This is a genomic window from Undibacterium sp. TC4M20W, from assembly GCF_049340245.1.
GTDB lineage: Bacteria > Pseudomonadota > Gammaproteobacteria > Burkholderiales > Burkholderiaceae_D > Undibacterium.
This window is the reverse complement of sequence record NZ_JBMPPI010000004.1, coordinates 235,468-262,236: the sequence shown is the minus strand read 5'-3', so window position 1 is coordinate 262,236 and position 26,769 is coordinate 235,468. Positions and strand designations below refer to the sequence as shown.

General features: G+C 51.2%; 30 protein-coding genes. 12 read left to right on the top strand and 18 right to left on the bottom strand.

Annotated elements, in window-relative coordinates; all coding sequences use genetic code 11:
- Window positions 1-129 precede the first annotated feature (129 nt).
- The 4 genes from ACO0LL_RS07525 to ACO0LL_RS07510 all read left to right on the top strand — a co-directional run bounded on the left by ACO0LL_RS07525 (window position 130) and on the right by ACO0LL_RS07510 (window position 3,965).
- On the top strand, window positions 130-1,119 hold the full coding sequence (locus ACO0LL_RS07525) for a GlxA family transcriptional regulator (RefSeq protein WP_422950264.1): 990 nt from the start codon (window positions 130-132) through the stop codon (window positions 1,117-1,119).
- Between the two features lie 119 nt (window positions 1,120-1,238).
- Window positions 1,239-2,081: an MOSC domain-containing protein gene (locus ACO0LL_RS07520; RefSeq protein WP_422950263.1), complete on the top strand. Its 843-nt coding sequence runs from the start codon at window positions 1,239-1,241 to the stop codon at window positions 2,079-2,081.
- 38 nt (window positions 2,082-2,119) lie between these two features.
- Window positions 2,120-3,253 carry a DUF484 family protein gene (locus ACO0LL_RS07515; protein WP_422950262.1) on the top strand — a complete coding sequence of 378 codons (1,134 nt, stop codon included), beginning with the start codon at window positions 2,120-2,122 and terminating at the stop codon, window positions 3,251-3,253.
- Between the two features lie 217 nt (window positions 3,254-3,470).
- A complete protein-coding gene (locus ACO0LL_RS07510) occupies window positions 3,471-3,965 on the top strand; it encodes a pyridoxamine 5'-phosphate oxidase family protein (protein WP_422950261.1) in 495 nt (164 codons plus the stop codon).
- A gap of 64 nt (window positions 3,966-4,029) precedes the next feature.
- Here the strand turns inward: ACO0LL_RS07510 and ACO0LL_RS07505 are convergent, their stop codons facing one another.
- From ACO0LL_RS07505 to rsmD, 3 genes are read right to left on the bottom strand one after another with little or no spacing between them, the layout of a single operon-like run.
- Window positions 4,030-4,296, bottom strand: a complete 267-nt coding sequence (locus ACO0LL_RS07505) for a YfhL family 4Fe-4S dicluster ferredoxin (protein WP_422950260.1) — start codon at window positions 4,294-4,296, stop codon at window positions 4,030-4,032.
- A 49-nt stretch (window positions 4,297-4,345) separates the two neighbouring features.
- Complete coding sequence (gene coaD, locus ACO0LL_RS07500) at window positions 4,346-4,843, bottom strand: pantetheine-phosphate adenylyltransferase (RefSeq protein WP_422950259.1); 498 nt, start codon at window positions 4,841-4,843, stop codon at window positions 4,346-4,348.
- Between the two features lie 55 nt (window positions 4,844-4,898).
- A complete protein-coding gene (gene rsmD, locus ACO0LL_RS07495; RefSeq protein ID WP_422950258.1) occupies window positions 4,899-5,594 on the bottom strand; it encodes a 16S rRNA (guanine(966)-N(2))-methyltransferase RsmD in 696 nt (231 codons plus the stop codon).
- A gap of 106 nt (window positions 5,595-5,700) precedes the next feature.
- Here rsmD and ftsY point away from each other — a divergent pair, with 106 nt between their 5' ends.
- The 4 genes from ftsY (at window position 5,701) to rpoH (ending at window position 9,749) form a co-directional block, all read left to right on the top strand.
- Window positions 5,701-6,804, top strand: coding sequence for a signal recognition particle-docking protein FtsY (ftsY, locus tag ACO0LL_RS07490; protein WP_422950358.1), 1,104 nt, complete (start codon window positions 5,701-5,703; stop codon window positions 6,802-6,804).
- Window positions 6,805-6,831: 27 nt separating this feature from the next.
- Window positions 6,832-7,506 carry a cell division ATP-binding protein FtsE gene (locus tag ACO0LL_RS07485; protein ID WP_422950257.1) on the top strand — a complete coding sequence of 225 codons (675 nt, stop codon included), beginning with the start codon at window positions 6,832-6,834 and terminating at the stop codon, window positions 7,504-7,506.
- A 31-nt stretch (window positions 7,507-7,537) separates the two neighbouring features.
- Window positions 7,538-8,452 (top strand): cell division protein FtsX, encoded by a 915-nt coding sequence (locus tag ACO0LL_RS07480; RefSeq protein ID WP_422950256.1) that lies wholly within the window; start codon window positions 7,538-7,540, stop codon window positions 8,450-8,452.
- Window positions 8,453-8,852: 400 nt separating this feature from the next.
- The gene (rpoH, locus tag ACO0LL_RS07475) at window positions 8,853-9,749 is read left to right on the top strand and encodes an RNA polymerase sigma factor RpoH (protein ID WP_422950255.1); all 897 of its coding nucleotides are present in this window, start codon (window positions 8,853-8,855) and stop codon (window positions 9,747-9,749) included.
- A 175-nt stretch (window positions 9,750-9,924) separates the two neighbouring features.
- On the opposite strand, the gene ACO0LL_RS07470 is transcribed toward rpoH, so the two are convergent.
- Genes ACO0LL_RS07470 through ACO0LL_RS07450 form a run of 5 tightly spaced genes read right to left on the bottom strand, consistent with a single transcriptional unit; the run spans window position 9,925 to window position 13,802 of the window.
- Window positions 9,925-10,506 (bottom strand): SCO family protein, encoded by a 582-nt coding sequence (locus ACO0LL_RS07470; protein WP_422950254.1) that lies wholly within the window; start codon window positions 10,504-10,506, stop codon window positions 9,925-9,927.
- Window positions 10,503-11,387 carry a heme o synthase gene (gene cyoE, locus ACO0LL_RS07465; protein WP_422950253.1) on the bottom strand — a complete coding sequence of 295 codons (885 nt, stop codon included), beginning with the start codon at window positions 11,385-11,387 and terminating at the stop codon, window positions 10,503-10,505. Before cyoE ends, ACO0LL_RS07470 begins: the two co-directional genes overlap by 4 nt.
- Entirely contained in the window at window positions 11,384-12,475 is a 1,092-nt protein-coding gene (locus ACO0LL_RS07460) for a COX15/CtaA family protein (protein WP_422950252.1), read from the bottom strand. The genes cyoE and ACO0LL_RS07460 overlap by 4 nt, the downstream gene beginning before the upstream one ends.
- Before the next feature lie 21 nt (window positions 12,476-12,496).
- Entirely contained in the window at window positions 12,497-13,054 is a 558-nt protein-coding gene (locus tag ACO0LL_RS07455; protein ID WP_422950357.1) for an SCO family protein, read from the bottom strand.
- 34 nt (window positions 13,055-13,088) lie between these two features.
- Window positions 13,089-13,802, bottom strand: a complete 714-nt coding sequence (locus ACO0LL_RS07450) for an SURF1 family protein (RefSeq protein ID WP_422950251.1) — start codon at window positions 13,800-13,802, stop codon at window positions 13,089-13,091.
- Window positions 13,803-13,864: 62 nt separating this feature from the next.
- Between ACO0LL_RS07450 and ACO0LL_RS07445 the strand changes: the two genes are divergently transcribed.
- Window positions 13,865-14,065: a twin transmembrane helix small protein gene (locus ACO0LL_RS07445; RefSeq protein WP_110256438.1), complete on the top strand. Its 201-nt coding sequence runs from the start codon at window positions 13,865-13,867 to the stop codon at window positions 14,063-14,065.
- Window positions 14,066-14,192: 127 nt separating this feature from the next.
- Here ACO0LL_RS07445 and ACO0LL_RS07440 read toward each other — a convergent pair whose 3' ends face one another.
- From ACO0LL_RS07440 to ACO0LL_RS07410, 7 genes are all read right to left on the bottom strand, one after another.
- Window positions 14,193-15,053, bottom strand: coding sequence for a cytochrome c oxidase subunit 3 (locus ACO0LL_RS07440; RefSeq protein WP_422950250.1), 861 nt, complete (start codon window positions 15,051-15,053; stop codon window positions 14,193-14,195).
- A 39-nt stretch (window positions 15,054-15,092) separates the two neighbouring features.
- Window positions 15,093-15,308: a DUF2970 domain-containing protein gene (locus tag ACO0LL_RS07435; protein ID WP_422950249.1), complete on the bottom strand. Its 216-nt coding sequence runs from the start codon at window positions 15,306-15,308 to the stop codon at window positions 15,093-15,095.
- Window positions 15,305-15,910 (bottom strand): cytochrome c oxidase assembly protein, encoded by a 606-nt coding sequence (locus tag ACO0LL_RS07430; RefSeq protein ID WP_422950248.1) that lies wholly within the window; start codon window positions 15,908-15,910, stop codon window positions 15,305-15,307. Before ACO0LL_RS07430 ends, ACO0LL_RS07435 begins: the two co-directional genes overlap by 4 nt.
- A 12-nt stretch (window positions 15,911-15,922) precedes the next feature.
- Window positions 15,923-16,030, bottom strand: a complete 108-nt coding sequence (locus ACO0LL_RS07425; RefSeq protein ID WP_232063105.1) for a cytochrome oxidase small assembly protein — start codon at window positions 16,028-16,030, stop codon at window positions 15,923-15,925.
- Window positions 16,031-16,078: 48 nt separating this feature from the next.
- A complete protein-coding gene (gene ctaD / locus ACO0LL_RS07420) occupies window positions 16,079-17,674 on the bottom strand; it encodes a cytochrome c oxidase subunit I (RefSeq protein WP_422950247.1) in 1,596 nt (531 codons plus the stop codon).
- A 23-nt stretch (window positions 17,675-17,697) separates the two neighbouring features.
- Window positions 17,698-18,885 carry a cytochrome c oxidase subunit II gene (gene coxB, locus ACO0LL_RS07415; RefSeq protein WP_422950246.1) on the bottom strand — a complete coding sequence of 396 codons (1,188 nt, stop codon included), beginning with the start codon at window positions 18,883-18,885 and terminating at the stop codon, window positions 17,698-17,700.
- A gap of 222 nt (window positions 18,886-19,107) precedes the next feature.
- Entirely contained in the window at window positions 19,108-20,022 is a 915-nt protein-coding gene (locus ACO0LL_RS07410; RefSeq protein ID WP_422950245.1) for a methyltransferase domain-containing protein, read from the bottom strand.
- Between the two features lie 102 nt (window positions 20,023-20,124).
- Here ACO0LL_RS07410 and ACO0LL_RS07405 point away from each other — a divergent pair, with 102 nt between their 5' ends.
- The 3 genes from ACO0LL_RS07405 to ACO0LL_RS07395 all read left to right on the top strand — a co-directional run bounded on the left by ACO0LL_RS07405 (window position 20,125) and on the right by ACO0LL_RS07395 (window position 24,042).
- Window positions 20,125-20,856: a phosphoribosyltransferase family protein gene (locus tag ACO0LL_RS07405; protein ID WP_422950244.1), complete on the top strand. Its 732-nt coding sequence runs from the start codon at window positions 20,125-20,127 to the stop codon at window positions 20,854-20,856.
- Window positions 20,857-20,865: 9 nt separating this feature from the next.
- Window positions 20,866-21,336, top strand: a complete 471-nt coding sequence (trmL, locus tag ACO0LL_RS07400; protein ID WP_422950243.1) for a tRNA (uridine(34)/cytosine(34)/5-carboxymethylaminomethyluridine(34)-2'-O)-methyltransferase TrmL — start codon at window positions 20,866-20,868, stop codon at window positions 21,334-21,336.
- A gap of 216 nt (window positions 21,337-21,552) precedes the next feature.
- Window positions 21,553-24,042: a sensor domain-containing protein gene (locus ACO0LL_RS07395; protein ID WP_422950242.1), complete on the top strand. Its 2,490-nt coding sequence runs from the start codon at window positions 21,553-21,555 to the stop codon at window positions 24,040-24,042.
- On the opposite strand, the gene rfaE2 is transcribed toward ACO0LL_RS07395, so the two are convergent.
- The 3 genes from rfaE2 to ACO0LL_RS07380 form a co-directional block, all read right to left on the bottom strand.
- On the bottom strand, window positions 24,031-24,510 hold the full coding sequence (gene rfaE2, locus ACO0LL_RS07390; RefSeq protein ID WP_422950241.1) for a D-glycero-beta-D-manno-heptose 1-phosphate adenylyltransferase: 480 nt from the start codon (window positions 24,508-24,510) through the stop codon (window positions 24,031-24,033). The genes ACO0LL_RS07395 and rfaE2 overlap by 12 nt on opposite strands.
- Before the next feature lie 326 nt (window positions 24,511-24,836).
- Window positions 24,837-25,700, bottom strand: coding sequence for a ferritin-like domain-containing protein (locus ACO0LL_RS07385; RefSeq protein WP_162043560.1), 864 nt, complete (start codon window positions 25,698-25,700; stop codon window positions 24,837-24,839).
- A gap of 131 nt (window positions 25,701-25,831) precedes the next feature.
- Window positions 25,832-26,764, bottom strand: coding sequence for a CysB family HTH-type transcriptional regulator (locus ACO0LL_RS07380; RefSeq protein ID WP_422950240.1), 933 nt, complete (start codon window positions 26,762-26,764; stop codon window positions 25,832-25,834).
- Window positions 26,765-26,769 lie beyond the last annotated feature (5 nt).

Below are 26,769 nucleotides of genomic sequence, written 5' to 3'. Positions count from 1 at the left end.
GGCATTTCCTTTTGAGGTAAATTCAAGGTGGATTGAATAAAACAGCAGCGCTGTTCATGGGATGTATTTTCAGCCATGCAGGCTCAGAATATAAGTGACCCGATTGCCAATATTCGATACAATCAGGCCATGTCTATATCCAACCCTGACAATAAGATCAATATCGCGGTGCTGGCCTTTGATGGCATCAGCCCTTTCCATTTATCTGTCCCCTGCATGGTATTTGGCGAGCATCATGGCGGGCTGGACATGCCCTTGTTCGATCTCAAAGTCTGTCTGGCCCTGCCTGGCAGGGCACAGGCTGAAGTGCGCACCAGTTCCGGCTTTGGCATTCATGTGCGACATGGCTTGCCTGCGCTGGGCAAGGCTGACATGATAGTCATCCCATCCTGGCATGATGACTTGCGCCCTGCCCCGCCTGTACTGTTGCAGACACTGCGTCAGGCGCATGCACGGGGAGCGCGCATCATAGGTTTGTGTCTGGGTGCCTTTGTGCTGGCCGAAGCTGGCTTGCTCGACAAGCGCAGTGCCACCACACATTGGGCTTTAAGCAAGGCTTTTACTGAACGTTATCCACAAATCAGCCTGGACCCGAATGTACTGTATGTCGATCATGGTGATGTTGTCACTTCAGCGGGCACTGCCGCGGGCATAGATTGCTGCCTGCATGTGCTGCGCAGTACCTATGGGGCTGATGTGGCGGCCCATGTTGCCCGGCGTCTTGTGGTGGCACCGCACAGGCAGGGTGGGCAGGCGCAATACATAGAACAGCCCGTGCCAGTGCTGGCCACCGATGACCGCCTGGCCAAAGTACTGGAATGGATGCTGGCAAATCTGGCAGAACCTCAGCAGCTCGATCAACTGGCGCAAAGAGCCCTGATGAGCAGGCGCAGCTTTACCCGCCATTTCCAGCAGCAGACCGGCACGACCGTGGGCAAATGGTTATTGAATCAAAGGCTGGCACAAGCTCAACGCCAACTGGAAACCAGCAAACGCGCAATTGATGACATCGCAGCGGATACAGGTTTTGGTACAGGATTATTACTGCGCCGTTATTTCGCGCGTGAATTTGGTCTGTCACCTTCGGCTTACCGACGTGCTTTTCAGGGAAATGATTGATTACCAAACATCATCAAATCAGGAATCTGGCATGGTATATGCCTTAAACACCAGCATGAATAGAGCTTAGCCATTAAAATAGCTTACATACTTTCCGGCCTACTAATTGCATCAAGATCATGCCCAGCATATTGTCACTTAGCATTTACCCCATCAAGTCCTGCGCCGGTATCACACTGGAAGCGGCCACACTGACTGAAACCGGCCTCAGTTTTGAAGGCATACATGACCGCGAATGGATGCTGGCGAACCAGCAAGGGCAATTTCTGACGCAAAGGGAATTCCCGAAGATGGCCTTGATACGGCCAGAAATCCGTAGTGACGGGCTTTACATCCACGCCCCTGGCATGCCTGTGCTGTCACTGAACCCGCAAGAAGATACCAGCACTACTTCAGTCACGATCTGGGAAGAAAATTTCCCCGCCCTCGATTGCGGGCAGGCCATGGCAGACTGGTTCAGCAAGGCGCTGGATACGCCCTGCCGCCTGGTACGTAGCACGCCACAGACGCAGCGCTATGCGAGTCAGAAATGGACAGGCGACAAACTCGTCGCTACCCGCTTCTCTGATGGTTATCCCATCTTGCTGACGGCATCTGCTTCTTTGGATGACCTCAATCAGAAACTGGAAAAACAGGGTCGCAGTGCGCTGCCCATGAATCGCTTTCGTGCGAATATCGTGCTGGATGGCATAGAAGCTTTTGAAGAAGATTATGCAGAGAATTTTGAAGTTGGCAGCCTGATACAACTGCGCCCGGTCAAGCCTTGTCCGCGCTGCCCCATGCCATCAATAGACCAGAGTACAGGTGAGTTTGGCCCTGACCCGCTGGATATCCTGCAGACTTACCGCGCCAATCCCCTGGTCGATGGCGGCATCACCTTTGGCATGAATGTCATTGTCGAACAGGGCTTAGGGCAATTGCTGCGTGTCGGTGATGCTATCAATATGAATATCGCATTCTAATTACAGACCACCAAGTACAGACCAATATGGAAAGCATGATGCCAGCGCATACCGATACAGAGCCAGATAAAGCACCATCTGCGCTGCTGGAATTGCAGCATGAAAATCAGGTGTTGCGCGCACGGCTGGACAGCTTGCTTGAACTTGCGCACCGCAATCAAAGCATCATGGCGCGGCACCAGAGTTTTGATTTGAAGATTATTGGCGCCAACAGTTTTCGTGAACTCATCACAAATATTTTCAGCGCACTGGCAATCACCTCAGAACTCGATGTAGTGTCTCTGGTCTTGTTCGACAAATTGGGCGACTTGCAGCAAATGCTGTGCGACCTGAAGATAGACCTGAATGAATTTCCACATCTGGTTTTCTTGCGGCATGAAGTAGAACTGAGCCAGCCAGAAACTGCCCTGCGCAAACCGCAGTTGGGCTTGTACCAGAGTCTCGCTTATTCAACATACTTCAGCAGCTTCAATAAAAAACCGGCGAGTATCGCCATCATCCCCATGCGCAGGCAAGGCCGCCTGATCGGCTGCCTGAACCTCGGCAGCTTCAAAGCCGACCGCTTCCAGCCGAATATGGCGACTGATTTTATCGAACGCCTGGGTTCCATCATTGCGATCTGCCTCGAAAACGTCATCAACAATGAGCGCCTGACTTATATAGGCCTGACCGACCCTTTGACGAATGTCAGCAACCGCCGTTATGTCGAACAACGCATGCTGGAAGAAATTGCCCGTGCGCGCCGACAAAGATACAGCATTGCCTGCATGTATCTGGACATCGATTTTTTCAAACAGATCAATGACCGCTACGGACATCAGGGCGGCGATGATGTGTTGAAGGAGGTTGCAAAAAGAATCAAGAATGAATTGCGTCTCAGTGACACCCTGGGCCGCTTTGGCGGCGAAGAATTTGTCGTGGTGCTGGTCAACACCAATCTGCATGATGCGATACAGGTGGCAGAACGCATACGCAAAAGCATTGCTGGGCAGGATTTTATCTTGAGTGAAGCGGGCACTTGCCAGGCCACGATATCGATAGGCCTGACCACCATCGATGAAAATACCAATTACGACAATGCCACCAGCATTGCCCGTGATCTGGTATTGCGTGCTGACCGGGCTTTGTACCAGGCCAAGAATGGTGGCCGCAACCAGGTTCGCTGCTTTTAAAGTACTTGATCTGCTGCAAAAAGACCTTCCATACCTTGCAGGTGCGCCGAGCGCACCGTTTTGACTGACAGCGGTGCGCGCTGCACACCCTGCAAATTTGCTCAGACTAATTTGCTCTGACTGCCCACGTTCGATACCGTACAGAGTTACACGCTGATACGGTTTATTGTTAGCTCGTTATCAAACCCCATAACTGACAAGAAATGACGAGGCCAGCATGACTACTCAAAACGACCCATTGGTAAAAATCCGCGACATGACCAAAGATGTCAAATTTGGTATGTTCACTACCGTAGATGAAAACAATCGCCTGAGCAGCCGTCCGCTGACCAGTCAGCAAGTGGATGATGCCGGCAATATGTGGTTCTTTATTTCTGATGAAGCAAACTACCTCAATGCGGTGCGCCAGCATCCTGAAGTCAATGTGAGTTTTGCTGATGTGGATGACAGCCTGTATGTCTCCATCTCTGGTCGTGCAGAAGTCTTGCGTGATCGTCAGAAAGCAGAAGAATTGTGGAATGTCATGGTCAAGCCATGGTTTCCTGAAGGTGTAGATGACCCACATCTGATGTTATTGAAAGTGCAGATACATGCAGCAGAATATTGGGATAGTGGCTCAAGCAAGATGACGCAATTGTTTGCGATGGCCAAGGCAGCCATTACTGGCGAACAACCGAAAAACATAGGTGAGCATGGGACTTTGCGTCCGTAAGCTTGCAATAGTACGCTTCAATAGGTAGTACAACGCAGAGCAGCATGAGCGATTGATGAATCGCTTATGCTGGCTGTGGCTTTTGTTTTTCCTGCAGTTGTTCGTATTTCGCCTGCAACTGCTCAGGCGTTTCGCGCCATTCAGGATTGAAGGGAATGCAACTGACCGGGCAAACCTGCTGACATTGCGGCTCAGTGTAATGGCCCACGCACTCGGTACATTTATGCGGGTCAATCTCATAAATTTCCGGCCCCATGTAAATGGCGTCATTAGGGCATTCGGGTTCGCAGACATCACAATTGATGCAATCGTCTGTAATCATCAGGGCCATGTTGTCACTTCACTTTCATGTACTACTTGAATGTACTTCAGTACTTGCTTTAAGACTTGCTCTCGGCCAGCAATGCAACCTTCTTCTTCAGCCAGCGATCAACTGAAGGGAACACAAATTTTGATACATCGCCACCGAACATGGCGATCTCACGCACTATGGTACCTGAAATAAATTGGTACTGATCAGATGGGGTCAGGAACAGGGTTTCTACATCTGGCAACAAATAACGGTTCATGCCCGCCATCTGGAATTCATATTCAAAGTCAGACACGGCGCGCAAGCCACGCACGATGACGCGCGCATCATTCTTGCGCACAAAGTCTTTGAGCAAACCAGAGAAACTCTCTACCTTCACGTTCGGATAATGTCCCAATACTTCATTGGCAATTTCCAGGCGTTCATCCAGGGAGAAAAATGGATTCTTGCTTTTGCTATCCGCCACACCCACCACCAAAGTATCAAAAAGACCGGATGCGCGACGCACCAGATCTTCATGACCGCGTGTCAGCGGATCAAATGTTCCCGGATAAACGGCTGTGACCATCTTCACTCCCTTTTTTCGCAATCTGCATAAGGATATGCACCAAGTTGAGCAGGCATTATGCCTGATTTTCGTGCGCCTCATGCGGCAAAATGTTGCGTTGCAGTATATGGAAGTACACACTACCGGCTTTATCTGCGCGGATAACTTGCCATCCGCTTAATAATTTAGCTAATTTTTCATCTGTCGCTGCATCGCCAGAAGATAGCTCCAGCGAAAATTCTGATTCGACATAAATACAGCCTTTAGCGCTCAATAATGGTGCGCAGGCTGGCAGGATGCGTTCCAGCCAATCCTGCTCAAAAGGAGGATCAAGAAAAATCACATCCATTTTCTGAGCCTGGTTTGCCATGCTCTCGACTGCCTTGAGTGCATCTGCCCTCAGCAATTTGCATTGGCTGGCTTGCAATTTATCGCGGACTTGTTCCAGTTGCCTGTAAGCTGGCGTATGCGCCTCGACCATAATGACTTGCGCTGCACCACGGCTGGCTGCCTCAAAACCCAGCGCGCCACTGCCAGCGAACAAGTCCAGGCAATGTACGCCGGTCCAGTTATTGTGCAGCAAGTGATTGAGCCAGTTGAACAGGGTTTCCCTGACGCGGTCTGGCGTAGGGCGCAAACCCTCGGCATCGACCACGCTGAGCAGGCTGCGCTTCCACACGCCGCCTATAATGCGGACTTGATGGTGCTGACGTTTTACCGGTGCTGCTTTTGCAGCCGTGTTTTTTGTTTTTTTATTACTATTTGTTTTCATTGCATGCTTGCTACGGCTAAATCTGTTTATCTTGCGCTGTCTGTTAAAATGGCAGCATTCTAATATCAGGGCTGGCTATATGCCGCCCGCACTCCCAAATATCCCGATGTTTAGTTTTTTCAAAAAGAAGCCCAAAGAAGAGGCACCGGCTGTTGTGGCTGAGCCGGCACCCGTTATTACGGCGCCAGCCAGTCCTGCACCTGTTGTTGCTACACCTGCCATTGCCACCACTGTTACCGCTCCTGCGCCCGTGGCTGAAGTCAAGCCAGCATTGGCAGAGCTTGCTCCCGCTGAAGCTCCTGAACCTGAGCAAAAACGCTCATGGCTAAGCCGCCTGAAAGCCGGTCTGGCCAAAACTTCCTCGAATCTTACCACCCTCTTCATCGGTGCCCGCATTGATGATGATTTGTATGAAGAACTCGAAGCTGCCCTGCTGACCTCGGATGCCGGTGTCGAAGCTACCCAGTTCCTGCTGGATGGCTTGAAGAAAAAGGTCAAGGAAGAAAAGCTGACCGATGCCGAACAAGTCAAAGCCGCCCTCAAAGTCTTGTTGCTGGAAATGCTAACGCCTTTGCAAAAGCCTCTGGAACTGGGCCGTTATCAACCCCTGGTCATGATGATCACTGGCGTCAATGGTGCGGGCAAAACCACGACCATAGGCAAGCTGGCCAAGCATATGCAAACCCATCAGCAATCGGTTTTGCTGGCTGCGGGCGACACCTTCCGCGCAGCAGCACGTGAACAACTGACGATCTGGGGCGAGCGCAATAATGTCACGGTGATCTCGCAAGAATCCGGCGATCCGGCGGCAGTCGCGTTTGATGCAGTAGCATCTGCCCGTGCTCGTGGCACTGATGTAGTCATGGTAGATACGGCTGGCCGCCTGCCTACCCAGTTGCATCTGATGGAAGAATTGAAGAAGATCAAACGTGTTATCGCCAAAGGCATGGATGGCGCGCCGCAAGAAGTCTTGCTCATCATCGACGGCAATACTGGCCAGAATGCACTGGCCCAGGTCAAGGCCTTTGACGATGCCCTGCAACTGACTGGCCTGGTCATCACCAAGCTCGATGGTACTGCCAAAGGTGGCGTGCTGGCAGCAATCGCCAAGAACCGCCCTGTGCCTGTGTATTTCATCGGTATAGGCGAGCAGATTGAAGATTTGCAACCATTTAACGCCCAGGAATTTGTTGACGCCCTGCTCAGTTAATTGCACAAAAAAAGGCCAAACGCGATCATGATTGAATTTGAACACGTCAGCAAACAGTATTCGCAAGATGTTTATGCACTCAAGGATGTTTCATTATCAATTGCTGCCGGTGAATTGATTTTCCTGACTGGCCCGTCTGGTGCCGGTAAATCTACCTTGCTGAAGATGATTGCAGGGATAGAAAAACCGACGGCAGGCCATGTCAAGGTCAATGGCCAGGACATAGGCAAACTCAAAACCAGCAGCCTGCCTTATCTGCGCCGCAAGCTGGGCCTGATTTTGCAAGACCAGAAATTACTGACTGACCGCCATGTACTGGCGAATGTCATGCTGCCCATCATCGTCACCGGCGCTTCACACGCTGAAGCTGAGACCCGTGCCCGCATAGCGCTGGAAAAAGTTGGCCTGCCAGACAAGGCTTATTCCCTGCCGCTGGCACTGTCTGGTGGTGAGCAGCAGCGGGTGGCGATAGCCCGTGCCATCGTCAACCGGCCACAGATTATTCTGGCGGATGAACCTACCGCCTTTCTGGACCGTGACAATGCCAACAAGGTGCTGGGAGCACTGAAGGCTTTCCAGAGCGCCGGTGTGACCTGCATTATCTCCAGCCATGATGAACAATTTCTCGATCAGGCCAGCCGCGTGATTTACCTGAGCCAGGGCCAGGTAGTCAGTACCTGGAAATCCTCGCTGGCCGCCTGATCCTGCAGTACAGAATAACAAGGAAGAATTCATGACCAACTGGTTTCGTCAACACTTGTTCGCCATCAAGAGCGCGTTCGGCCATTTGCGTGGCAGCCCGGGTAATTTCTTGTTCAATGTGCTGGTCGTGGCGATCGCGCTGGCCTTGCCCATCGCTGGCCTGACCTTACTGGAAAATATACGTCCCATTTCTTCGCAATTATCAATAGAACCTGAAATCAGCATTTTCGTCAGCCCGGACACCCCAAGGGCAACTGCCACAGCCTTGTCGATACCGCTGAAAAAATTGCTGAAAGAGAAAAACATCACGGCCAACCTGAACTTCGTCCCCAAGGACAAGGCCCTGGCCAGCCTTGAGCAATCATCCAATCTGGCAGAAGTCTTATCTACCCTCGGCGGCAATCCTCTGCCTGACGCCTATGTCTTGTCCATGTCGAATAGTGATGCTGGCAAGATAGAGGCGCTGGTCGAAGAAATAAAGCAAATGCAGGATGTCGATGTCGTGCAACTCGATTCTGCCTGGGTCAAGCGCCTGGCAGCACTGGTGCAAATCATGCAGCTAGGTTTGTTGTTCCTGGCTGCCACTCTGGGTGTGGTGGTGATCGTGGTGGTATTTAATGCCACCCGTCTGCAGGTGATTTCGCACAGGGCAGAAATTGCCGTATCGCGCCTGCTGGGGGCGACCAATAGTTTCATCCACAAGCCTTATTACTATACCGGCGCCTTGCTGGGCTTGCTTGCAGGCGGCCTCGCACTGGGCCTGATCGCGGCGTCCCTGCAACCCTTGAACAAGGCAATTGCAGAATTTGCTAAATTATATGCATCGGAATTTCACCTTGCTCCGTTGGGTATCGTACAGAGCGCCATACTACTGGCTGTTAGCATGTTGCTTGGGCTGGTTGGTGTTTTTCTGTCGGTAAGAAGGCAATTGGCGCGCGCAAGCTGAGTTCTTCGCGCTATTTGCTCAATTTTGCTCAATAAGCGCACAATAAATCTGTTCTTGCTTCGTCTTCATAGTGCTGACTGCTTGCTGGTACTCGATGATCATTGGTAATCGCTAGTATCTCTAATAGTCGCTAGTGATCGTGCACCATTGCAGCAGTCTGCGCATCGTGATTTTTGCAAAAGGCTTTTACAATTTGCAGCGAATTGATTGCAACTTTCCACCCGGGCATCTATCTAAGCACTATACATGTTGCAAATGAATGCTTGTTTTTCAATAGATTTATTTGATGAACTTCATAGAATCTGAGTATTAGCACTCTTCTCAAGAGAGTGCTAATATAGGAACTTGAAAGTGCCAAAAGGAGTAATTGATACTCTTAAGGCAGCAATAAGGAGGAAAAATGGCAACTACATCTACACAATTGATCCCTGCAACAGACAGCACAGCGCTGGCTCTAGGTTTTAGTGGCACGCTGGGTAATATTGATGCCTATATTTCTGCAGTCAATCGTCTGCCTATGCTCACGCATCAGGAAGAGATAGACTTTGCGAACAAATTACGTAATGACAATGATCTGGCTGCTGCGCAGCAACTGGTTATGTCACATTTGCGCCTGGTCGTCTCCATCGCCCGCGGTTACCTCGGCTATGGCTTGCCCCATGCTGACCTGATCCAGGAAGGCAATATCGGCCTGATGAAAGCCGTTAAACGCTTTGACCCTGACCAGGGCGTACGTCTGGTGTCCTATGCCATGCACTGGATCAAGGCTGAAATGCATGAGTACATTTTGAAAAACTGGCGCCTGGTCAAAGTAGCAACGACCAAAGCCCAGCGCAAACTGTTCTTTAACCTGCGCAGCCATAAAGAAGGCCTGGACGCGATGACACCAAAGCAAATTGATGCCCTGGCATCAACGCTGGATGTCAAACGCGAAGAAGTCATCGAAATGGAAATGCGTTTGTCCGGCCATGATATTGCTCTGGATGCACCGACGGATGATGACGATGAAAAATTCGCTCCTATCGCTTATCTGAAGACTGAATCCGACGAGCCTACCCGTGTTCTGGAAACGCGCCAGTATGACCGTCTGCAAAGCGAAGGCCTGGAATCTGCATTGTCCAAGCTGGATGCACGCTCACGCCATATCATAGAATCACGCTGGTTGAAAAATGATGATGGTACAGGCTCTACCCTGCACGAACTGGCCGATGAATACGGCGTGTCTGCCGAACGCATACGTCAGATCGAAAGCGCAGCGCTGAAAAAAATGAAGGGCAGCCTCAGCAGTTTTGCATAATCAAAATAGGCTGTAACAAAAGAAAAAGGCACTCGCGAGAGTGCCTTTTGTTTTGTCCAGCGGCTTTGTGGTCATTTTTGTGATCAAGCGCGGGACTATTCGTGGTCGGTTTCGTGGCCAATTTCGCCGCTCATTTCGTGGCCTGAATGACGTCTGCTTGGTATTGTCTGCCGCTTTACTTCAACAGGATTTTCAAATCATGAGCGACAGGCTCTGCTCCCTGTCCATGGCGCAAGAATAAACGGATGCGCCCCTGAGGATCAAATACATAACTGCCTGCCGTATGGTCCATGGTATAGCTGCCGGGTGTTTTGCCTTCTACCTTTTGATAAAACACTTTGAATTCTTTGGCAACTTTGGCCGTTGCGGCAGCATCGCCATACAAACCCAGGAAGCGCTTATCAAAATTGGGCACATAGTTGGCCAGCAAAGCCTGGGTATCGCGTTCAGGGTCCAGGGTCACAAACAAGACTTGCACCTTGTCGGCATCCGGGCCCAGTAATTTCATGACACTCGCCATTTCTGCCATGGTGGTCGGGCAGACATCCGGGCATTGGGTATAGCCAAAGAAGATGACTACCGCCTTGCCCTTGAAATCTGCCAGGGTGCGCGGCTTGCCATTGTGATCTGTCAGGGCAAAGTCTTTGGCGTAATCAAGGCCGGTCAGATCGGTGTTATTGAATTTTTCCTGGGCCGGGGCGCAAGCAAGCAGGCTCAGAGCCATCAGCATGCTGGCCAGGTGCTTCAGAATTTTCATAGCTTGATATAGTGATCAATCAACAAGGCTGCAAACAGCAGGGACAGGTAGATAATGGAATAGGCAAAAGTCTTGCGTGCCAGTACATCATCATAGTGCTTGTAAATGCGCCATGCATACCACAGGAAGATCAGGCCCAGAATAATCGCGCTGACCAGATAAATCAGGCCGCTCATGTGCACCGCATAGGGCAGCATGGTGGTGGCAAACAGCGCTATCGTATACAGCCAGATGTGGAAGCGGGTAAATTCCAGGCCATGGGTAATCGGCAACATCGGCAGGCCGGAACGCGCGTAATCATCGCGCCTGTACATGGCCAACGCCCAAAAATGCGGTGGCGTCCAGACAAAGATGATCAATACCAGCAACCAGGCCTGCATGGGCACATCGTTTGCCACAGCTGCCCAGCCCAGCGCCGGTGGCATGGCACCTGACAAACCACCGATGACGATGTTCTGCGGTGTTGCCGGTTTCAGGATGATGGTGTAAATGACAGCATAGCCAACAAAGGTAGCAAAAGTCAGCCACATGGTCAGGGGATTGACCATAGTATACAAAACCCACATGCCCATGCCACCGATGACACCAGAGAACACCAGGGTTTGCGGCACAGTGATTTCACCTTGGGCTGTGGCGCGGCGTGCAGTTCTTGCCATGCGAGAATCAATTTCTTTTTCCACCAGGCAATTTACGGCAAAAGCCGCACCAGCCAGCAGCCAGATACCGACGGTGGCGGCAACAACCACGCGCCAGTCCGGCAAGTCTGGCGTAGCCAGGAACATGCCGATCACTGCGCAAAATACGGCGAGCTGGGTCACACGTGGCTTGGTCAAAGCCCAGTACTGAGCCAGTCGGTTGGAAGGCAAACTTAAAGTGGTCATGATCTATCTTTGGCAGCGGCAAGGCTCACATGCCTTATGCGGTAGTTTAACATGGTCAGCAAAAGCACGAGCATGGCAGCCATCCCATTATGCAAAACTGCCAGCAACAAGGGCCAGGAAAAAAAGACGGTAGAAATGCCGATGATGAATTGGGCAACAATCGCGAGCAAGATGTGGCGGCTCAGTTTTTCCAGCCCGGCAATCTTGCGTGCTCTCAGTGCAGCCCACAGGCAGACTGCCACCACCAGCAAAGCAAAGTTCCTGTGCACCCAGTGTATGGCAACCAGGGCATTAAAAGGCAGGTAATCACCATTCCTCGTGAGACCGAGCTGACGCCAGAGGCTGAAACCATGTTCAAAATCCATCGCTGGTATCACCTGGCCATTGCACATGGGATAATCCTGGCAAGCCAGAGCAGCATAGTTAGTGCTCACCCAACCACCCAGGCTGATTTGCACAAACACCAGCAATAAAGCCAGAGTGGCTGGCCATAACATGCGCTTGCCATCAGCGGCGGCAATGCTGCGGCCCGCCAGCGAGCTGCTTTGCTGTTCGAGGCTGGCACTGAGCAGGGCGAGCAAGCCCATACCCAAAATGAGGTGAGTAGTCACTATGACGGGTTGCAGCTTCAGAGTAACGGTCCAGGCACCGAAAGCGCCTTGCAGACAAACAAAGAACAAGAGAAAAGTCGCCAGCCAGGGGCTGCTTGCAAGCTGCCGGCGGCGCACCCAGGCGATAATCATCTGCACGATAATCAGTATGCCCACACTCATGGCCAGATAGCGGTGCACCATTTCTATCCAGGCTTTTTGCAAAGTCACGGGGCCAGTGGGCATGGCAATTTCTGCCGCCTTGATCGCAGCATGGGATTGCAAGGGATTGGACTGTCCATAGCAACCCGGCCAGTCCGGGCAACCCAGGCCAGAATCTGTCAGGCGGGTGAATGCACCAAACATGATAAGTTCAAAAGTCAGGGTGACGGTCACCGCAATGAGCTTGCGATATTTATTCTTTTCCCTGGACATGAACACCATCGCCGCCGGTATTACCGCGACCATCAGTGCTGTCAATGCAATCTGCAACCACATGATTATTGTTTAACCTATTGTTTAACCTATCGCTGACGCACGCAATAATTTGCTGAGGTCTTTTTTAATCTTGTTTGCATCTGCATTTTTTTGATACCGCATCATCAGATTGCCGAGTGGATCGATCAGGTAAATATGATCGCTGATCTGTGTGTCGCTTTCAGTCGGCAACCAGGCCTTGAGGGCGGCAGCATCGACCTTCAGCATGCGGGCACCGTCATGCTGGCGTATCAACATGGTATCGATGGGAGCATCGTCGGTGATCAGCCAGACGCGTTCTATCCTGTCCATTTCCTTGCCCTGGGCGGTACGCAACTGGCGGATGTCATACATTCTCTTCTGGCAAGCCTCAGCGCAGGCACCGCTATCTACCTGCAGCATCAGCCACTTGCCTTTATAGGCTTCCAGCCCAATCACGGGATCAGTCGCCGCAGCGCCCAGCAGATGCCCGGCCAGTTTGGGCATGGGGTAGTTGCGTGGGTCAAGAATGGTGCCGTAATTGGTGCGGCCTTCAGGTTTGATGACATAGTAGGCCAGATAGGAGAAAACCATGGGGGCAGCACAGACTGCCAGCACCATCAATAATTTCCAGCGACCACGCGACTTTTGCTTTTCAGTTTTTTCCACGACGAAATCCAGTAACAACAAAAAATAAGAAAGCCATCAGAGCCAGCGCATACCATTGAAAGGCATAGCCCCTGTGCTTGCCAGCACCTGCCGAAGGCATGGGCCATTCACGCGAGAGGCCATCGTTTTCCAAGGAAGTTTGTTCCAGCACAAAGGGATAAAAATCCCAGCGCGTCTGTTTTGCCAATGCTTCCACATCGATATTTTGCAAGAGGCTGCCCGGTTTGACCACTTCGGCCTGGCCGAGTTGCATTACCCGCTCCAGCCTGTCCCTGAGCATGCCTTCCAGCACGACCTGGCCACCTGCGGCAGGAATATCCGGCATATGCATACGGTCACGTGCATCGCGCGGGTGCCAGCCACGGGCGATCAAGACATATTTGCTGCTATCGGCCAGCTTGAAAGGCATCAACACATACAAACCAGCTTTTCCCTGCAGTGGGCGGTTATCTAAATACAAGGGCCATTCGCGTATGAATTGTCCACTGACTTGCAGCTTGCGAAACGCCTGCAACTGTCCGGGCGGCGTTTGCGCATTCAGCATCAGTGCAGGCAAATGCTGGCGCTCGGCCATTTGCGCTGCCAGCGTTTCTTTTTCTTCTGCCCTGCGCGTCTGCCATTGCGCCAAAGCGATGCCCAGGCTGGCCAGCAGCAGGCAGGCAATAAACGGGATCAGGCGGAAACGGAAGGAAATAGGCATTCAGGTATTAAGGCATTACAATGCAAGAGTCGATCAATCAAAAGCACCAACAATAACCGAGTATGAAAATTCTTGTCGCCATCGCTTTTTTCCTTATCCTGTTCAGCCTGGGGTCTGCCCTGGTTTATCTGATGAAGGACAAGGGGAAAAGCAATCGCACGGTCAAGGCACTGGCATTTCGGGTAGGTTTTTCTATCACGCTGTTTTTGCTGATCCTGCTGGCCAATCATTTTGGCCTGATACAACCTACCGGTATCAGGTAAATCCAGCCAGAATTTTAGTGACGGACTTGTTTCAGTACCACCAGCTATTCAGACAATTCCATATATGTAAAAAAGCCGCACTAACTGTGCGGCTTTTTTTACGCTATTTTTTGCTACTAAAGCTTGCTTACAGCCAGTAAACAACCACGTACAGACCCAGCCAGACCACGTCGACAAAGTGCCAGTACCAGGCAGCGCCTTCAAAGGCGAAGTGGTGTTCAGGTGTGAAATGGCCTTTCATGACACGATACAGGACAACCGACAGCATGATCGCACCCATGGTCACATGGAAGCCGTGGAAACCGGTCAGCATGAAGAAAGTGGAACCATAGATACCGGAAGTCAGTTTCAGGTTCAGTTCGCTATACGCATGCATGTACTCGTAAGCCTGGAAGCCCATGAACACCGCACCCAGCAAGACTGTGGCAAACAACCAGATGGCCGTCTTGGCACGATGACCTTCACGCAGGGCGTGGTGAGAGATCGTCAGCGTCACGCCGGAAGTCAGCAACAAGGCTGTATTGATCGTAGGGATAGGGAAAGGACCCATGGTCTTGAAGGCTTCAACTGTGCCAGCCGGGCCTACATTACCCCAGTTCGCAGCAAAATCAGGCCACAGGACTTTGTGATCAAAATCAGCAAGCCATGGCATTGAGATAGTACGTGCATAGAACAATGCGCCAAAGAAGGCTGCAAAGAACATCACTTCAGAGAAGATGAACCAACTCATGCTCCAGCGGAAGGAGACATCGATACGGGCGCTGTATTTACCACCTTCAGATTCAGCAATCGCATCACCAAACCATTTATACAAGACCACCAGTGTCAGGATAATACCGGCAAAGTTCAGGTAAGAACCCCAGGCCAGACCATTAACCCAGGCAGAAGCACCTATCATGGTCAGCAATAAGGTGGTGCCACCCAGTACTGGCCATTTGGATGGGCCAGGCACAAAATAGTATGGCGCATTAGCGTGTTGAGAACTCATTTCCATCTCCCGATGCAATTTAATGTACTACTTGAATTGTTATTTTGCGACTACATGTCTGACTATCATGATCAGCACTGAAATAAAGATCAGCGCACCTATGATGCCGGCAATAATCACGTGAACAGGATTCAACTGCGCTGCATCCTGCTCATAATCAGTTTTCTTGCGTATCCCCAAAAACGACCAGAATACAGCTTTCATCGTTGCCAAAAACGAAGCCTTGCGCTTGCTTGCGTCTTTTAAATCTGTCATGACTTGCCCTGTCCTTCGCCAGATACAGCAGATGCAGCAGTTGCGGCCTGTGGCTTGACACCTACTTCAAAGAAAGTATAAGACAAGGTAATCGTCTTCACATCTTTAGGCAAGGCCGGGTCCAGATAAAACACTACCGGCATTTGCCTTGCTTCATTTGGCCCCAGAGTCTGCTGCTTGAAACAAAAGCATTCCATCTTTTTAAAGTAATTGCCAGCCTGTTGTGGTGCGTAGCTTGGTATCGCCTGCGCATCCATTTTATAAGACTGCTTGTTGACTACTTCATAAACGATTTGTGTCATTTCACCGGGGTGCACTTTCATGCTCGCCACGGTAGGACGAAAACGCCACGGGCCTTGCGTATTTGCATCAAACTCCACCGTCACTTCACGGCTTCTGTCGATCTGGGAATTGGATATTTCTTTGACCGAGATATCCTTGGGCGTCAAAATATTTACACCCGTTAATTCACAAATCTGTTTGTAGATGGGTACCAAAGCATAACCAAATCCAAACATCATCAAGGCAATCACCAGCAACTTGCCCAGCATTTTCGCATTCAGCTTGTTCTTGCCAGCAACACCGGATTCTTCTTGCGACATGAAGCTATCCTATCAGCGTAGCCAGGTTTGCTTGATGAAGACACCGGCAAAGAACACCAGCGCCACAGAAAACAAAATGATGGCAGTTCGCAAGTTATTCGGTTTTTTTCGATTACTCATTTTTTGTCTTGCTCCGGCAGAACCGGAGCAAGCCTCAGCCGCATTACATTATTTGAATTCTGGTGGTTCTTCAAAAGTATGGAAAGGCGCAGGGCTAGGCACTGTCCATTCCAGGCCTTCAGCACCATCCCATGGTTTCGCTGCTGCTGGTATGCCGCCCTTGATGGACGGGATCACAACTGCCAGGATGAAATATACCTGCATCAAACCGAAACCAAACGCACCGATAGTGGCAACCTGATTGAAATCAGTAAATTGCGCAGGGTAGTCGGCATAACGACGTGGCATACCGGCCAGACCCAGGAAGTGCATAGGGAAGAAGGTCACGTTGAACAAAATCAGCGAACCCCAGAAGTGGATTTTGCCGCGTGTTTCGTTGTACATGAAACCTGTCCATTTTGGACCCCAGTAGTAGTAACCGGCGAACAAGGCAAACAGAGAACCAGCCACCAACACATAGTGGAAGTGGGCAACCACGTAGTAAGTATCTTGCAACTGGATATCAATCGGTGTCACCGCCAGGATCAGGCCAGTAAAGCCACCCATGGTGAACACGAAGATAAAGCCGACGGCAAACAACATAGGCGTCTCGAAAGTCATCGAGCCTTTCCACATCGTCGCAACCCAGTTAAACACTTTCACGCCGGTAGGTACCGAGATCAGCATGGTGGCATACATGAAGAACAACTGTGCCGTCACTGGCATACCGGTTGTGAACATGTGATGCGCCCAGACGATGAAGGACAGGATCGCGATGGATGCTGTTGCATACACCATCGATGCATAACCAAACAAAGGCTTGCGGGCAAATGCAGGAACGATCTGGGAAACGATACCGAAGGCTGGCAAAATCATGATGTACACCTCTGGATGTCCGAAGAACCAGAAAATGTGCTGATACATGACAGGGTCGCCGCCGCCAGCTGCATTAAAGAAGGATGTACCAAAATGACGGTCAGTCAGTGTCATCGTGATCGCACCGGCCAGAACTGGCATAACGGCGATCAGCAGGTAAGCAGTAATCAACCATGTCCAGCAGAACATCGGCATCTTCATCAATGTCATGCCAGGAGCGCGCATGTTCAGGATGGTGGTGATGATGTTGATGGAACCCATGATGGAAGACGCACCCATGATGTGGACAGCGAAAATCGCCATGTCCATGCCTGGGCCCATTTGTGTGGACAATGGTGCATACAGCGTCCAGCCAGCAGCAGTTGCGCCACCAGGTGCCAGGAAGGAACCCATCAGCAACAAGGCTGCCGGAGGCATGAGCCAGAACGAGAAGTTGTTCATACGGGCAAATGCCATATCGGACGCGCCGATTTGCAGAGGGATCATCCAGTTAGCGAAACCAACGAAAGCTGGCATGATCGCGCCGAAAACCATGACCAGACCATGCATGGTAGTCAACTGGTTAAAGAATTCCGGTTGCATGAGTTGCAGGCCAGGCTGGAATAATTCACTGCGGATACCGAGGGCCATGACGCCACCGGCCAGCAACATCGTGAAAGCGAACCACAGATACAGGCTACCGATATCTTTATGGTTGGTTGCAAACAACCAGCGCTGCCAACCATGAGGATGGTCATGCGCGTGGTCGTGAGAGTGATCGTGAGCGTGATCAGCTGTAGTAGTGCTCATCTTTTCTCCTGTTCTTCCTGTTATTACTTACGCGCAGCCAAAACTTCAGCTGGTTGGACGATGTTTTCAGCAGCCTTGTTAGACCAGTTATTGCGTGTGTAAGTGATTACCGCAGCAATTTCTGTATCAGACAAAGTAGCCTTCCAGGCTGGCATGCCACCCTTACCATTCAGCAAAATACCGATTTGAGCTGCTTTAGGACCAGTCACGACAGCGGAACCATCCAGTGCAGGGAAAGCACCTGGTACACCCTTGCCGGTAGCCTGATGGCAAGCCACACAGTTTGCTGCATAGACTTTTTCGCCACGTTGTTTCAGCTCATCGACAGTCCAGACCTTGCTTGGGTCGTCTGCCTTGGCAGCCATTTCTTTTTTCTTGGTATCTACCCATTTTTTGTAGTCATCGTCAGAAACGACATTGACAACGATAGGCATGAAAGCATGTTCTTTACCGCACAGCTCTACGCACTGACCACGGTAAGTACCGATTTTTTCAGCCTTGAACCAGGTATCACGGACAAAACCAGGAATCGCATCCTGTTTCACGCCAAAGGCAGGGATAGTCCAGGCATGGATAACGTCATTTGCAGTGGTAATAATGCGGACTTTTTTGTTGACCGGAACCACGACTTCATTATCGACTTCGATGAGGTAATTGTCGCCGCGTTTTTCTGTTGGTTCTACGCCAGGCGCACCAACCTGGGTACGGGGAGTAGCCAGTGTGGACAGGAAGGAAATGCCTTCGCCTTCGCCCTTCAGGTAGTCATAGCCCCATTTCCATTGCATACCCGTAGCTTTAATGGTGATGTCGGCGTTCGAGGTGTCTTTCATTGCAACAACAGTTTTTGTTGCTGGCAAAGCCATGCCGATAACGATAATGAAAGGCACGATAGTCCACAGTATTTCTACTGTTGTACTTTCATGGAAAGTGGCAGGCTTATGGCCAACAGACTTGCGGTGCATTACGATGGAGTAAAACATCACCCCGAAAACCGCCACAAAAATGGCCAGGCAGATATACAGCATCAGGTTATGGATGTCGTAAATATCTTGGGCAATTCTTGTAACTGGTTGCTGCAGGTTTAACTGCTTGACTGCCGGACCGCCCTTCATATCCACTACTGGACCATTAACCACCGCCCACGTTGGCAGACTAGCAGCCAAGAGCGAGGCACCCAGCATGAACGACTTTAATCGCTTAGCATGTTTCATGAATTTCCCCAAAACCCGATTAGAATTCTTTTAACAGAGCGCCAGGGACACAAATTCAAAATATTTTCAAATGCGTACCGGCAACTTCCACAACTGCGAGAGTATAAGGCGTAAAGCAGGGTGATATCAAGCAGAATACATGAGCGCCATCTATGATTTCGCTCAAATGTAACAACGATTTATGAAGAAATTTTACAGTTTTTCTTGATTTATTGATCTGGATTAAGTTGGTTTTTTAGGCAAGTCAAAACGGACTATGGATTCACCGGCAGCAGTTTTGCGGTTCACCGGACGGAAAGCATGGCCGTATACCACTTCCAGCGTCACGGCTATGCGTCCATCGGCATCTTTGCGCTTGTCCAGCGCCGCCAGCAAGCGCGCATGGGCTTTGCGGCCCAGCAAGGCTTGCCTGCGCGTCATCAACGGATTGCCACCAAGCGCACGCACATCCTCCAATAATTTATTGGCACTGCCATAGGTCAGCGTGATTTTTTCCATATCCATGACTGGCGTGGAAAACCCCGCATTTACCAGCATATCGCCAAAATCATGCATGTCAACAAAGGGGAGTACGTGTGGCAAATCGTCCACTTCGGCAAAGGCCTGGCGCAATTCCATCAGGGTATCCGGGCCAAAGCAGGAAAACATCAGCAAGCCATCCGTGCGCAAGACCCTGCGCCATTCGGCGAACACCAGGTCAGGCTGGGGATGCCAGTGCAATGCCAGATTCGACCAGATCAGATCGACGCTGGTATTTGCCATAGGCAGGCGGGCAAAGTCTGCGCACAGCAAATACTGACTGGCCTCCTGGCGCAAGGCCGCGGGCGTCCATTTTGATAACAGACGTCCGACAGCGCTCTTGGCTGCCAGATGCTTGTCCCTGCCGGCCTCCAGCATGGACAAAGATGCATCAACACCATACGCCAGGGCCGCAGGATAGTTTTTTTGCAATTCAGCGATATCATCTGACTCGCCACAACCGGCATCCAGCAAGGCTGCGGGCTGGATTTTGACCAGCTCCAGTTTTTCACGCATGCGCGTGGCTATTTCGCGACGCAAAAAGTCGGAAGGGCGGATTTTTGTCGCATCGGCAAACAGGCGGCGCACCAGTTGCAGATTGATAGGAGCACTCAACATAGGCAAAATGATAATGAATTACGTTTTTTTTCAAGCTGGCAGTTTACACGCTTGTATACTGATGTGCCCATGATCACTGACAAACTCAAAAGAAGCTGGCAAATGAGATGGCAAACTACCTGGAAAAAAGGCATCGCTGCCCTGATACCAAATTCCTGCGCCCTGTGCCGCCTGGACAGCAGCGATGTGGTTTGCCGCGCATGCCATGCCCGCTATTTCCAGACCGGGCAGACCAGGTGTCTGCAATGTGCCCTGCCCCTGCCGCCCGCCAGTGCCAGTCCACGCTGTGGAGATTGTCTCAGCAATCCACCGGCTTTTGACAGGACATTAAGTGTCTGCGATTATGCCGCCCCTCAGGATCAGCTGGTACTGTCTTTGAAGTTCGCCCATCAACTGGCGCTGGCGCCCTGGTTCGCCCGCATGCTCAGGGATAGCATCATGCAACAGCAAGGCCATGAATTGCCAGATCTGCTGTGTGCCGTGCCACTGGGTAAAGACAGGCTGGCGGAGCGCGGCTTCAACCAGGCCTGGGAAATTACCCGGCCGCTGGCAAAGCATCTGGGCATAGCGGCCAACATGCATCTCCTGCAACGCAGCAGGAACACTGCGATGCAAAGCAGCTTGCCAAATGCTGCAAGGGCACGCAATGTCAAAAATGCCTTCTGTGTCGATGAAAGCCAGCAAGAAAGTCTGCGCGGCGCACATGTGGGTATAGTCGATGATGTCATGACTACTGGCATGACCCTGCATGAAATCGCTACAATGCTGAAACGTTACGGTGCCGCCAAAGTGACAGCTTATGTTTTTGCCCGCACCCTTCCCCATATTCACTAAGGAATCACCTTGTTTCACGTCGTCCTGGTTGAACCAGAAATACCGCCAAATACTGGCAACATCATCCGCCTGTGCGCCAACACAGGGGTACAACTGCATTTGATAGAGCCACTGGGCTTCCCTCTGGACGATAGCAAGATGAAACGCGCCGGTCTTGATTACCATGATTATGCGACCATGAAAGTGCATAAGAACTGGGCAGCGTTTCTTGCCAGCGAGCAGCCCGACAGCAGCCGCATGTTTGCCATGACCACCCACGGCTCTACAGCTTTCGCCAATCTGGCCTTCCAGCCCGGTGACTATTTTGTATTTGGTGCAGAAACCCGTGGCCTGGCACCTGAATTGCGCGAGTCCTTTCCGGCCAGCCAGCGCATACGTCTGCCTATGCGACCAGATAACCGCAGCCTGAATTTATCCAACACGGTAGCAGTGGTGGTATATGAGGCCTGGCGTCAAAATGGTTTTGCAGGCGGCAGTTGATACTAGACCAGCACTGTTATTGCTGCTTTACTACTCCATTAATGCTGCGTTATTGCCACATTATTGCCGCAGGTCAATTATCCAAATTACCACACTCATTTTGAAATTTACTGCATTTTCCATGGAATCCTTTAGCATGCTTACAGGAAAGCAGATTCCAGACAATGATAATTGGGCGCCCCAACCAGGGCATGGACCCAAGGCCAGGACAAGATCGTGCAAAATTCGGGAATTGAGCAATTTGAAGACAATCTTCAGCAACTGCGGCATTTGATTGATGCCCTGCCCGTCTGCATTTCTTATGTCGATGCCAATTACCATTATCAATTCATCAACCACGTGTATATAGACTGGTTTGGCATACCCCGCTCTGCGGTCATTAACAAGCACATGGCAGAGGTCATAGGGGAAGAAGCTTTTCAACATGTACTCCCTCAGGTAAAGCTTGCGCTGTCAGGAGAAAGCGTCGCCTACGAAACCACCGTGCCCTATCTGCACGGTGGTGCCCGCAATATCTCAGCCCAAGTCTTTCCTGTATTTGACCATGATGGTAGGGTCAAGGGCTGCTATGCCATGATTATTGATATCAGCCAGCGCAAGCAAAGCGAAGAGCAATTGCACCTGCACGAAGAGCGCTGGCAACTGGCGCTGGAAGGTTCGGGTGATGGTGTCTGGGACTGGTATCCGCAAACCGGTATAGAGATATTGTCGGACCGCCTGCGTGAAATCTATGGCTATGAAAAAGATGAAATAGAAGATTTGTCTGAAGAACTGGATAGACGCACCCATCCTGACGACCTGAAGCAAATGTACCTGGACAGGCAGGCTCACTTTGATGGCAAGACCGCGATTTATATCAATGAGCATCGCGTCCAATGCAAGGATGGCCGCTGGAAATGGATACTGACACGCGGCACTGTCATACAGCGCGACAGCCAGGGCAGACCGACACGCATGGTCGGTACTCACACCGACATTTCTGAAAGAAAGCAGGCTGAAGTCGCTTTACGGGAAAGCGAGGAACGCCTGCGTATGGCTTTATCGGCCACGCATCAGGGTTTATATGATTTGAATGTACAAACCGGGGACGCCATCGTCAGCCCGGAATATGCCTTGATGCTTGGCCATGCACATGAGGGTTTCCAGGAAAATAAAAAAAACTGGGCGGCCCGCGTGCATCCCGAAGACTTCCCCCTCGCAGCGCGTGCTTTCAGGGAACATCTGGAAGGCAAAAGCGATGAATATCGCGTCGAATTCCGGCAAAAGAAAGCCAGTGGCGAATGGGCATGGATATTGTCCGTCGGTGCCGTCGTGGAATGGAACAGGGATGGCCGGGCACAGCGCATGCTGGGCACGGTGCTTGATATCACCGAAAAGAAAAAAACCGAGGCCCTGATCTGGCAGCAGGCAAATATCGATACGCTGACTGGCCTGCCGAACCGGCGCATGTTTTATGACAGGCTGGACCACGACATCAAGCTCAGCAAGCGCCATGAACTGCCGCTGGCCGTGCTGTTCATTGACCTGGATTTTTTCAAGGAGGTCAACGATACCTTGGGCCATGCGACAGGCGATGCCTTGTTGATAGAAGCGGCGCACCGCCTGCGCCATTGCGTCAGGGAGAGTGATACCGTGGCCCGCCTCGGTGGTGATGAATTCACCGTTTCATTACCGGAGATGCATGAGCAAAACCGCGCCGAGACAATAGCGCAAAACATCATACGCAGCATGTCCACGCCCTTCCAGCTGGCGGGCGAAGAAATCTATTTGTCTGCCAGCGTGGGCATCACCATTTACCCGCGCGATGCCGACAATCTGGATGACCTCATCAAACATGCCGACCAGGCTATGTATGCTGCCAAGGCGCAGGGCCGGAATCGCTTCAGCTATTTCACACCCGGCCTGCAAACTGCGGCGCTGGCACGTTTGCGCATGACCAATGATTTGCGTGCCGCGATTGCCGATGGCAGCCTGCGTGTTTATTTCCAGCCCATCGTCGATATCCATAGCGGGAAAATACAAAAAGCCGAAGCCTTGGTGCGCTGGCCACATGCACAGCAAGGCTTCATCAGCCCTATGGAATTCATCCCCATTGCAGAAACCAGCGGCCTGATCATTGCCATCGGCGACCTGGTATTCCGCGAGGCGCTGCGCTGGGTCAAAAAATGGCGCGAGCTGTATCGCCCCGACTTCCAGATCAGCATCAACCAGTCACCGATGGAATTCCAGGGTGACCAGGAACGCTATATCAACTGGATACATGAGCTGGCGCTACAAAACCTGCCTGGTCAGGCAATCAGCGTAGAAATTACCGAAGGCTTATTGCTCGATGCCAGCCAAAAAATCACCAGCAAACTCTTGCAGTTCCGCGATGCCGGGATACAGGTCGCGCTCGATGATTTTGGTACCGGTTATTCTTCACTATCCTACCTGAAGAAATTCGATATCGACTATCTCAAGATAGACCAGTCCTTCATCCGTAACCTGGCAACAGATGCCAGTGATATTGCCCTGTCTGAAGCCATCATCATGATGGCGCACAAGCTGGACTTGAAGGTCATCGCCGAAGGGGTGGAGACGCAACAACAGCATGACTTGCTGAAACAGGCAGGCTGCGACTTTGCGCAAGGCTATTTATTCTCGAAACCCGTGCCCCCAGAAGAATTTGAAACCCTGCTCCAGCAACAAAAAGATTTAACTGCCTGAACGCACTTTGGCCAGCAATTTGCTGGTCGAACGGTCATGCTCAAAATCGATCGCTGCCACCGTACCACCATATGCCAGCACTGCCTGACCTTCGGGTATGGCTGTCATATCATAATCGCCGCCTTTGACATACACGTCAGGATGCGCTGCCAGCACTGCCTGCAAAGCGGTATCTTCATCAAATTCCACCACCAGGCTGACAGACTCCAGCGCTGCCAGCACCGCCATGCGGTCTGCACAGGTATTGACGGGCCGGTCATCGCCCTTACCCAGTCGCTTGACCGAGGCATCAGTATTCACCGCCACCACCAGCGAAGCACCAAATTCGCGTGCATCGGCGAGATAGCTGACGTGACCGCGGTGCAGGATATCGAATACGCCGTTGGTCATGACCACGGGTTTGGGTAGCTCGCGTACACGTTCCGCCAATTGCTCGCGGGTAGTGAGTTTTTTTTCGAATTCTGGCATAGAAATAGTTCAATATTTTTTTGAAAAACCACTCACCACAGAGGCACGGGGACACTGAGAAAGGCATAGAGAAGTACAAGAGTACATAAACGCAAATGTTTGTAATTCGTAGGTTGGGCTACGTTTCATCAGCCCAACACTCGGCATATAAATAACGTATTCGTTTATCAAAGGCACAGTGTTGGGCTGGTAAATCGTAGCCCAACCTACGGAAAACCACGCGATTTTCCTCTATGCCCCTTTGCGTCCCTGTATTGAACGGTCTTGAATTTATAAACAAAAACGCCGCTAATGATTAGCGGCGATTGTACATGCTCAAACCAGATTTATGCAGCACTAGGCAAGCTGCCAGGCAAAATAACCAGCCTCTGTGCAACTTCCTTGCGATAGCGATTTAAATCTTGCACGGTTTCAAAAGTACGCTCGAACAGCAATGACATATTGTGCAGGATGCGATCAACGACTTTCTTTTCCCATACGCCATCAAACTTGATCTGGCCATCGAGCCAGCGCTCCAGCCAGTCAGGATCAGGCAGGCGCGACTGTATGGTGTCGTTCGGGAACAATGCCTGGTTGACATGCAAATTGGTCGGGTGCAAAGGTTTTTCTGTACGCCTGGCGGACGCCATCAGGACACCGATCTTGGAAAACGCGGCACGGGCCACATCGCCGACTTCAGCCAGGGATTTTTTCATGTAGCGCAGATAAGCACCGCCGTGGCGTGCTTCATCCTGGCTGATGATTTTGTAGATATGCTTGATGACAGGTTCGGTATGCCAGTCAGATGCACAGCGATACCAGTGGTTCAGGCGTATTTCACCGCAAAAGTGCAGCATCAGGGTTTCCAGCGGTGGTGCTGGGTCAAACTCGAAACGTACATTGTCGAGTTCTTTTTCTGTTGGCACCAGTTCAGGATGGAAGCGGCGCAGGTATTCCATCAAGACCAGGGAATGTTTTTGTTCTTCAAAAAACCAGATGGACATAAAGGCGCAAAAATCACTGTCGCCACGGTTATCACGCAAGAACATTTCTGTCGCTGGCAGCGCAGACCATTCAGTGATGGCATTCATCTTGATGGTTTGCGCCTGCTCAGGCGTCAGTTTGCTGGCGTCATATTTATCCCAGGGGATGTCTGACTCCATATTCCAGCGCACTTGCTCCAAAGACTTAAACAATTCAGGGTAAAGCATGGTCAACCTCTGATAAAAATTGCGGAAATTAGAATAATTTGCCTAATTTTACCAGAGAGATGTGACACCTTCACGACAGCGCCTGAATTGCTTAAAATTTAAGCGTCCACGCAACAAAAAGCATGCATTTACTAGACTACTTCATTTTCACTGACTGCTTGTCGCACCTCATCCCTATCCAGGTTAGGCGCAAACTGTTGTATGAATTCGTAGGTATAAGCGCGCAGATAAGCACCACGGCGTACCGCCAGACGTGTCACATTCGATGCAAACAAATGACTGGCAGAAATCGTCCTCAAACCATGGGCACGTTGCACTTCTATCGCCATCGATGCCACCAGACCCACACCAAGACCCAGGGCCACATATTGCTGGATAACGTCAGAATCCATGGCTGTCAGAACAATGTCAGTACGCAAACCTGCCAGGCGGAAAGCATCGTCGATATGACCACGGCCAGTAAAACCAACGTCATAGGTGATCAGTGGATAATTCGCCAGATCTTCCAGTGTCAGTTCACCCTTCTCCAGCAAAGCATGGCCTTCTGGTACGACGACAACGTGATTCCATTCATAGCAGGCGAAAGAGGCCAGGTCCTTGAACTGTGACAGACCTTCAGTAGCAATACCGATATCCGCCTTGCCAGACAATACCCATTCAGCAATATGTTCTGGTGAACTTTGTTGCAAGGCGATGCGCACGTCCGGGAAAGCCTGGCGGAAACCTTGCACCACCTTGGGCAACACATAGCGCGCCTGGGTATGGGTAGTGGCTATCGTCAGCGTGCCCTTGGACTGGTCAGAATAGTCCTCGCCAGCCTGGCGCAGGTTTTCTGCTTCCAGCAGCAATCTTTCTATGATGGGCAATATGTCCTTGCCCGGCTCTGTCAGGCCAGTCAGGCGCTTGCCATTGCGTTCGAAAATATCGACGCCGAGTTCTTCTTCCAGTTCACGGATCTGGCGGCTGACGCCGGGCTGGGAAGTGAACAGCACATTTGCCACTTCAGTCAGGTTGTAACCGCGGCGTGAAGCTTCACGGATGGAGCGTAATTGTTGGAAATTCATAAGGC

Bases quoted from the DNA above. Each gene is read 5' to 3' on its own strand.
- ACO0LL_RS07425 (WP_232063105.1), bottom strand. From the start codon at position 16,030: ATGAGTAATCGAAAAAAACCGAATAACTTGCGAACTGCCATCATTTTG.
- ACO0LL_RS07430 (WP_422950248.1), bottom strand. From the start codon at position 15,910: ATGTCGCAAGAAGAATCCGGTGTTGCTGGCAAGAACAAGCTGAATGCG.
- ACO0LL_RS07470 (WP_422950254.1), bottom strand. From the start codon at position 10,506: ATGAAAATTCTGAAGCACCTGGCCAGCATGCTGATGGCTCTGAGCCTG.
- cyoE (WP_422950253.1), bottom strand. From the start codon at position 11,387: ATGACCACTTTAAGTTTGCCTTCCAACCGACTGGCTCAGTACTGGGCT.
- ftsY (WP_422950358.1), top strand. From the start codon at position 5,701: ATGTTTAGTTTTTTCAAAAAGAAGCCCAAAGAAGAGGCACCGGCTGTT.
- rsmD (WP_422950258.1), bottom strand. From the start codon at position 5,594: ATGAAAACAAATAGTAATAAAAAAACAAAAAACACGGCTGCAAAAGCA.
- ACO0LL_RS07520 (WP_422950263.1), top strand. From the start codon at position 1,239: ATGCCCAGCATATTGTCACTTAGCATTTACCCCATCAAGTCCTGCGCC.
- ACO0LL_RS07485 (WP_422950257.1), top strand. From the start codon at position 6,832: ATGATTGAATTTGAACACGTCAGCAAACAGTATTCGCAAGATGTTTAT.
- ACO0LL_RS07410 (WP_422950245.1), bottom strand. From the start codon at position 20,022: ATGTTGAGTGCTCCTATCAATCTGCAACTGGTGCGCCGCCTGTTTGCC.
- coaD (WP_422950259.1), bottom strand. From the start codon at position 4,843: ATGGTCACAGCCGTTTATCCGGGAACATTTGATCCGCTGACACGCGGT.
- rfaE2 (WP_422950241.1), bottom strand. From the start codon at position 24,510: ATGCCAGAATTCGAAAAAAAACTCACTACCCGCGAGCAATTGGCGGAA.
- rpoH (WP_422950255.1), top strand. From the start codon at position 8,853: ATGGCAACTACATCTACACAATTGATCCCTGCAACAGACAGCACAGCG.
- ACO0LL_RS07380 (WP_422950240.1), bottom strand. From the start codon at position 26,764: ATGAATTTCCAACAATTACGCTCCATCCGTGAAGCTTCACGCCGCGGT.
- ACO0LL_RS07480 (WP_422950256.1), top strand. From the start codon at position 7,538: ATGACCAACTGGTTTCGTCAACACTTGTTCGCCATCAAGAGCGCGTTC.
- ACO0LL_RS07510 (WP_422950261.1), top strand. From the start codon at position 3,471: ATGACTACTCAAAACGACCCATTGGTAAAAATCCGCGACATGACCAAA.
- ACO0LL_RS07445 (WP_110256438.1), top strand. From the start codon at position 13,865: ATGAAAATTCTTGTCGCCATCGCTTTTTTCCTTATCCTGTTCAGCCTG.
- ACO0LL_RS07460 (WP_422950252.1), bottom strand. From the start codon at position 12,475: ATGTGGTTGCAGATTGCATTGACAGCACTGATGGTCGCGGTAATACCG.
- ACO0LL_RS07450 (WP_422950251.1), bottom strand. From the start codon at position 13,802: ATGCCTATTTCCTTCCGTTTCCGCCTGATCCCGTTTATTGCCTGCCTG.
- ctaD (WP_422950247.1), bottom strand. From the start codon at position 17,674: ATGAGCACTACTACAGCTGATCACGCTCACGATCACTCTCACGACCAC.
- ACO0LL_RS07435 (WP_422950249.1), bottom strand. From the start codon at position 15,308: ATGACAGATTTAAAAGACGCAAGCAAGCGCAAGGCTTCGTTTTTGGCA.
- ACO0LL_RS07405 (WP_422950244.1), top strand. From the start codon at position 20,125: ATGAGATGGCAAACTACCTGGAAAAAAGGCATCGCTGCCCTGATACCA.
- ACO0LL_RS07455 (WP_422950357.1), bottom strand. From the start codon at position 13,054: ATGGTGCTGGCAGTCTGTGCTGCCCCCATGGTTTTCTCCTATCTGGCC.
- ACO0LL_RS07385 (WP_162043560.1), bottom strand. From the start codon at position 25,700: ATGCTTTACCCTGAATTGTTTAAGTCTTTGGAGCAAGTGCGCTGGAAT.
- ACO0LL_RS07515 (WP_422950262.1), top strand. From the start codon at position 2,120: ATGCCAGCGCATACCGATACAGAGCCAGATAAAGCACCATCTGCGCTG.
- ACO0LL_RS07525 (WP_422950264.1), top strand. From the start codon at position 130: ATGTCTATATCCAACCCTGACAATAAGATCAATATCGCGGTGCTGGCC.
- coxB (WP_422950246.1), bottom strand. From the start codon at position 18,885: ATGAAACATGCTAAGCGATTAAAGTCGTTCATGCTGGGTGCCTCGCTC.
- ACO0LL_RS07440 (WP_422950250.1), bottom strand. From the start codon at position 15,053: ATGAGTTCTCAACACGCTAATGCGCCATACTATTTTGTGCCTGGCCCA.
- ACO0LL_RS07505 (WP_422950260.1), bottom strand. From the start codon at position 4,296: ATGGCCCTGATGATTACAGACGATTGCATCAATTGTGATGTCTGCGAA.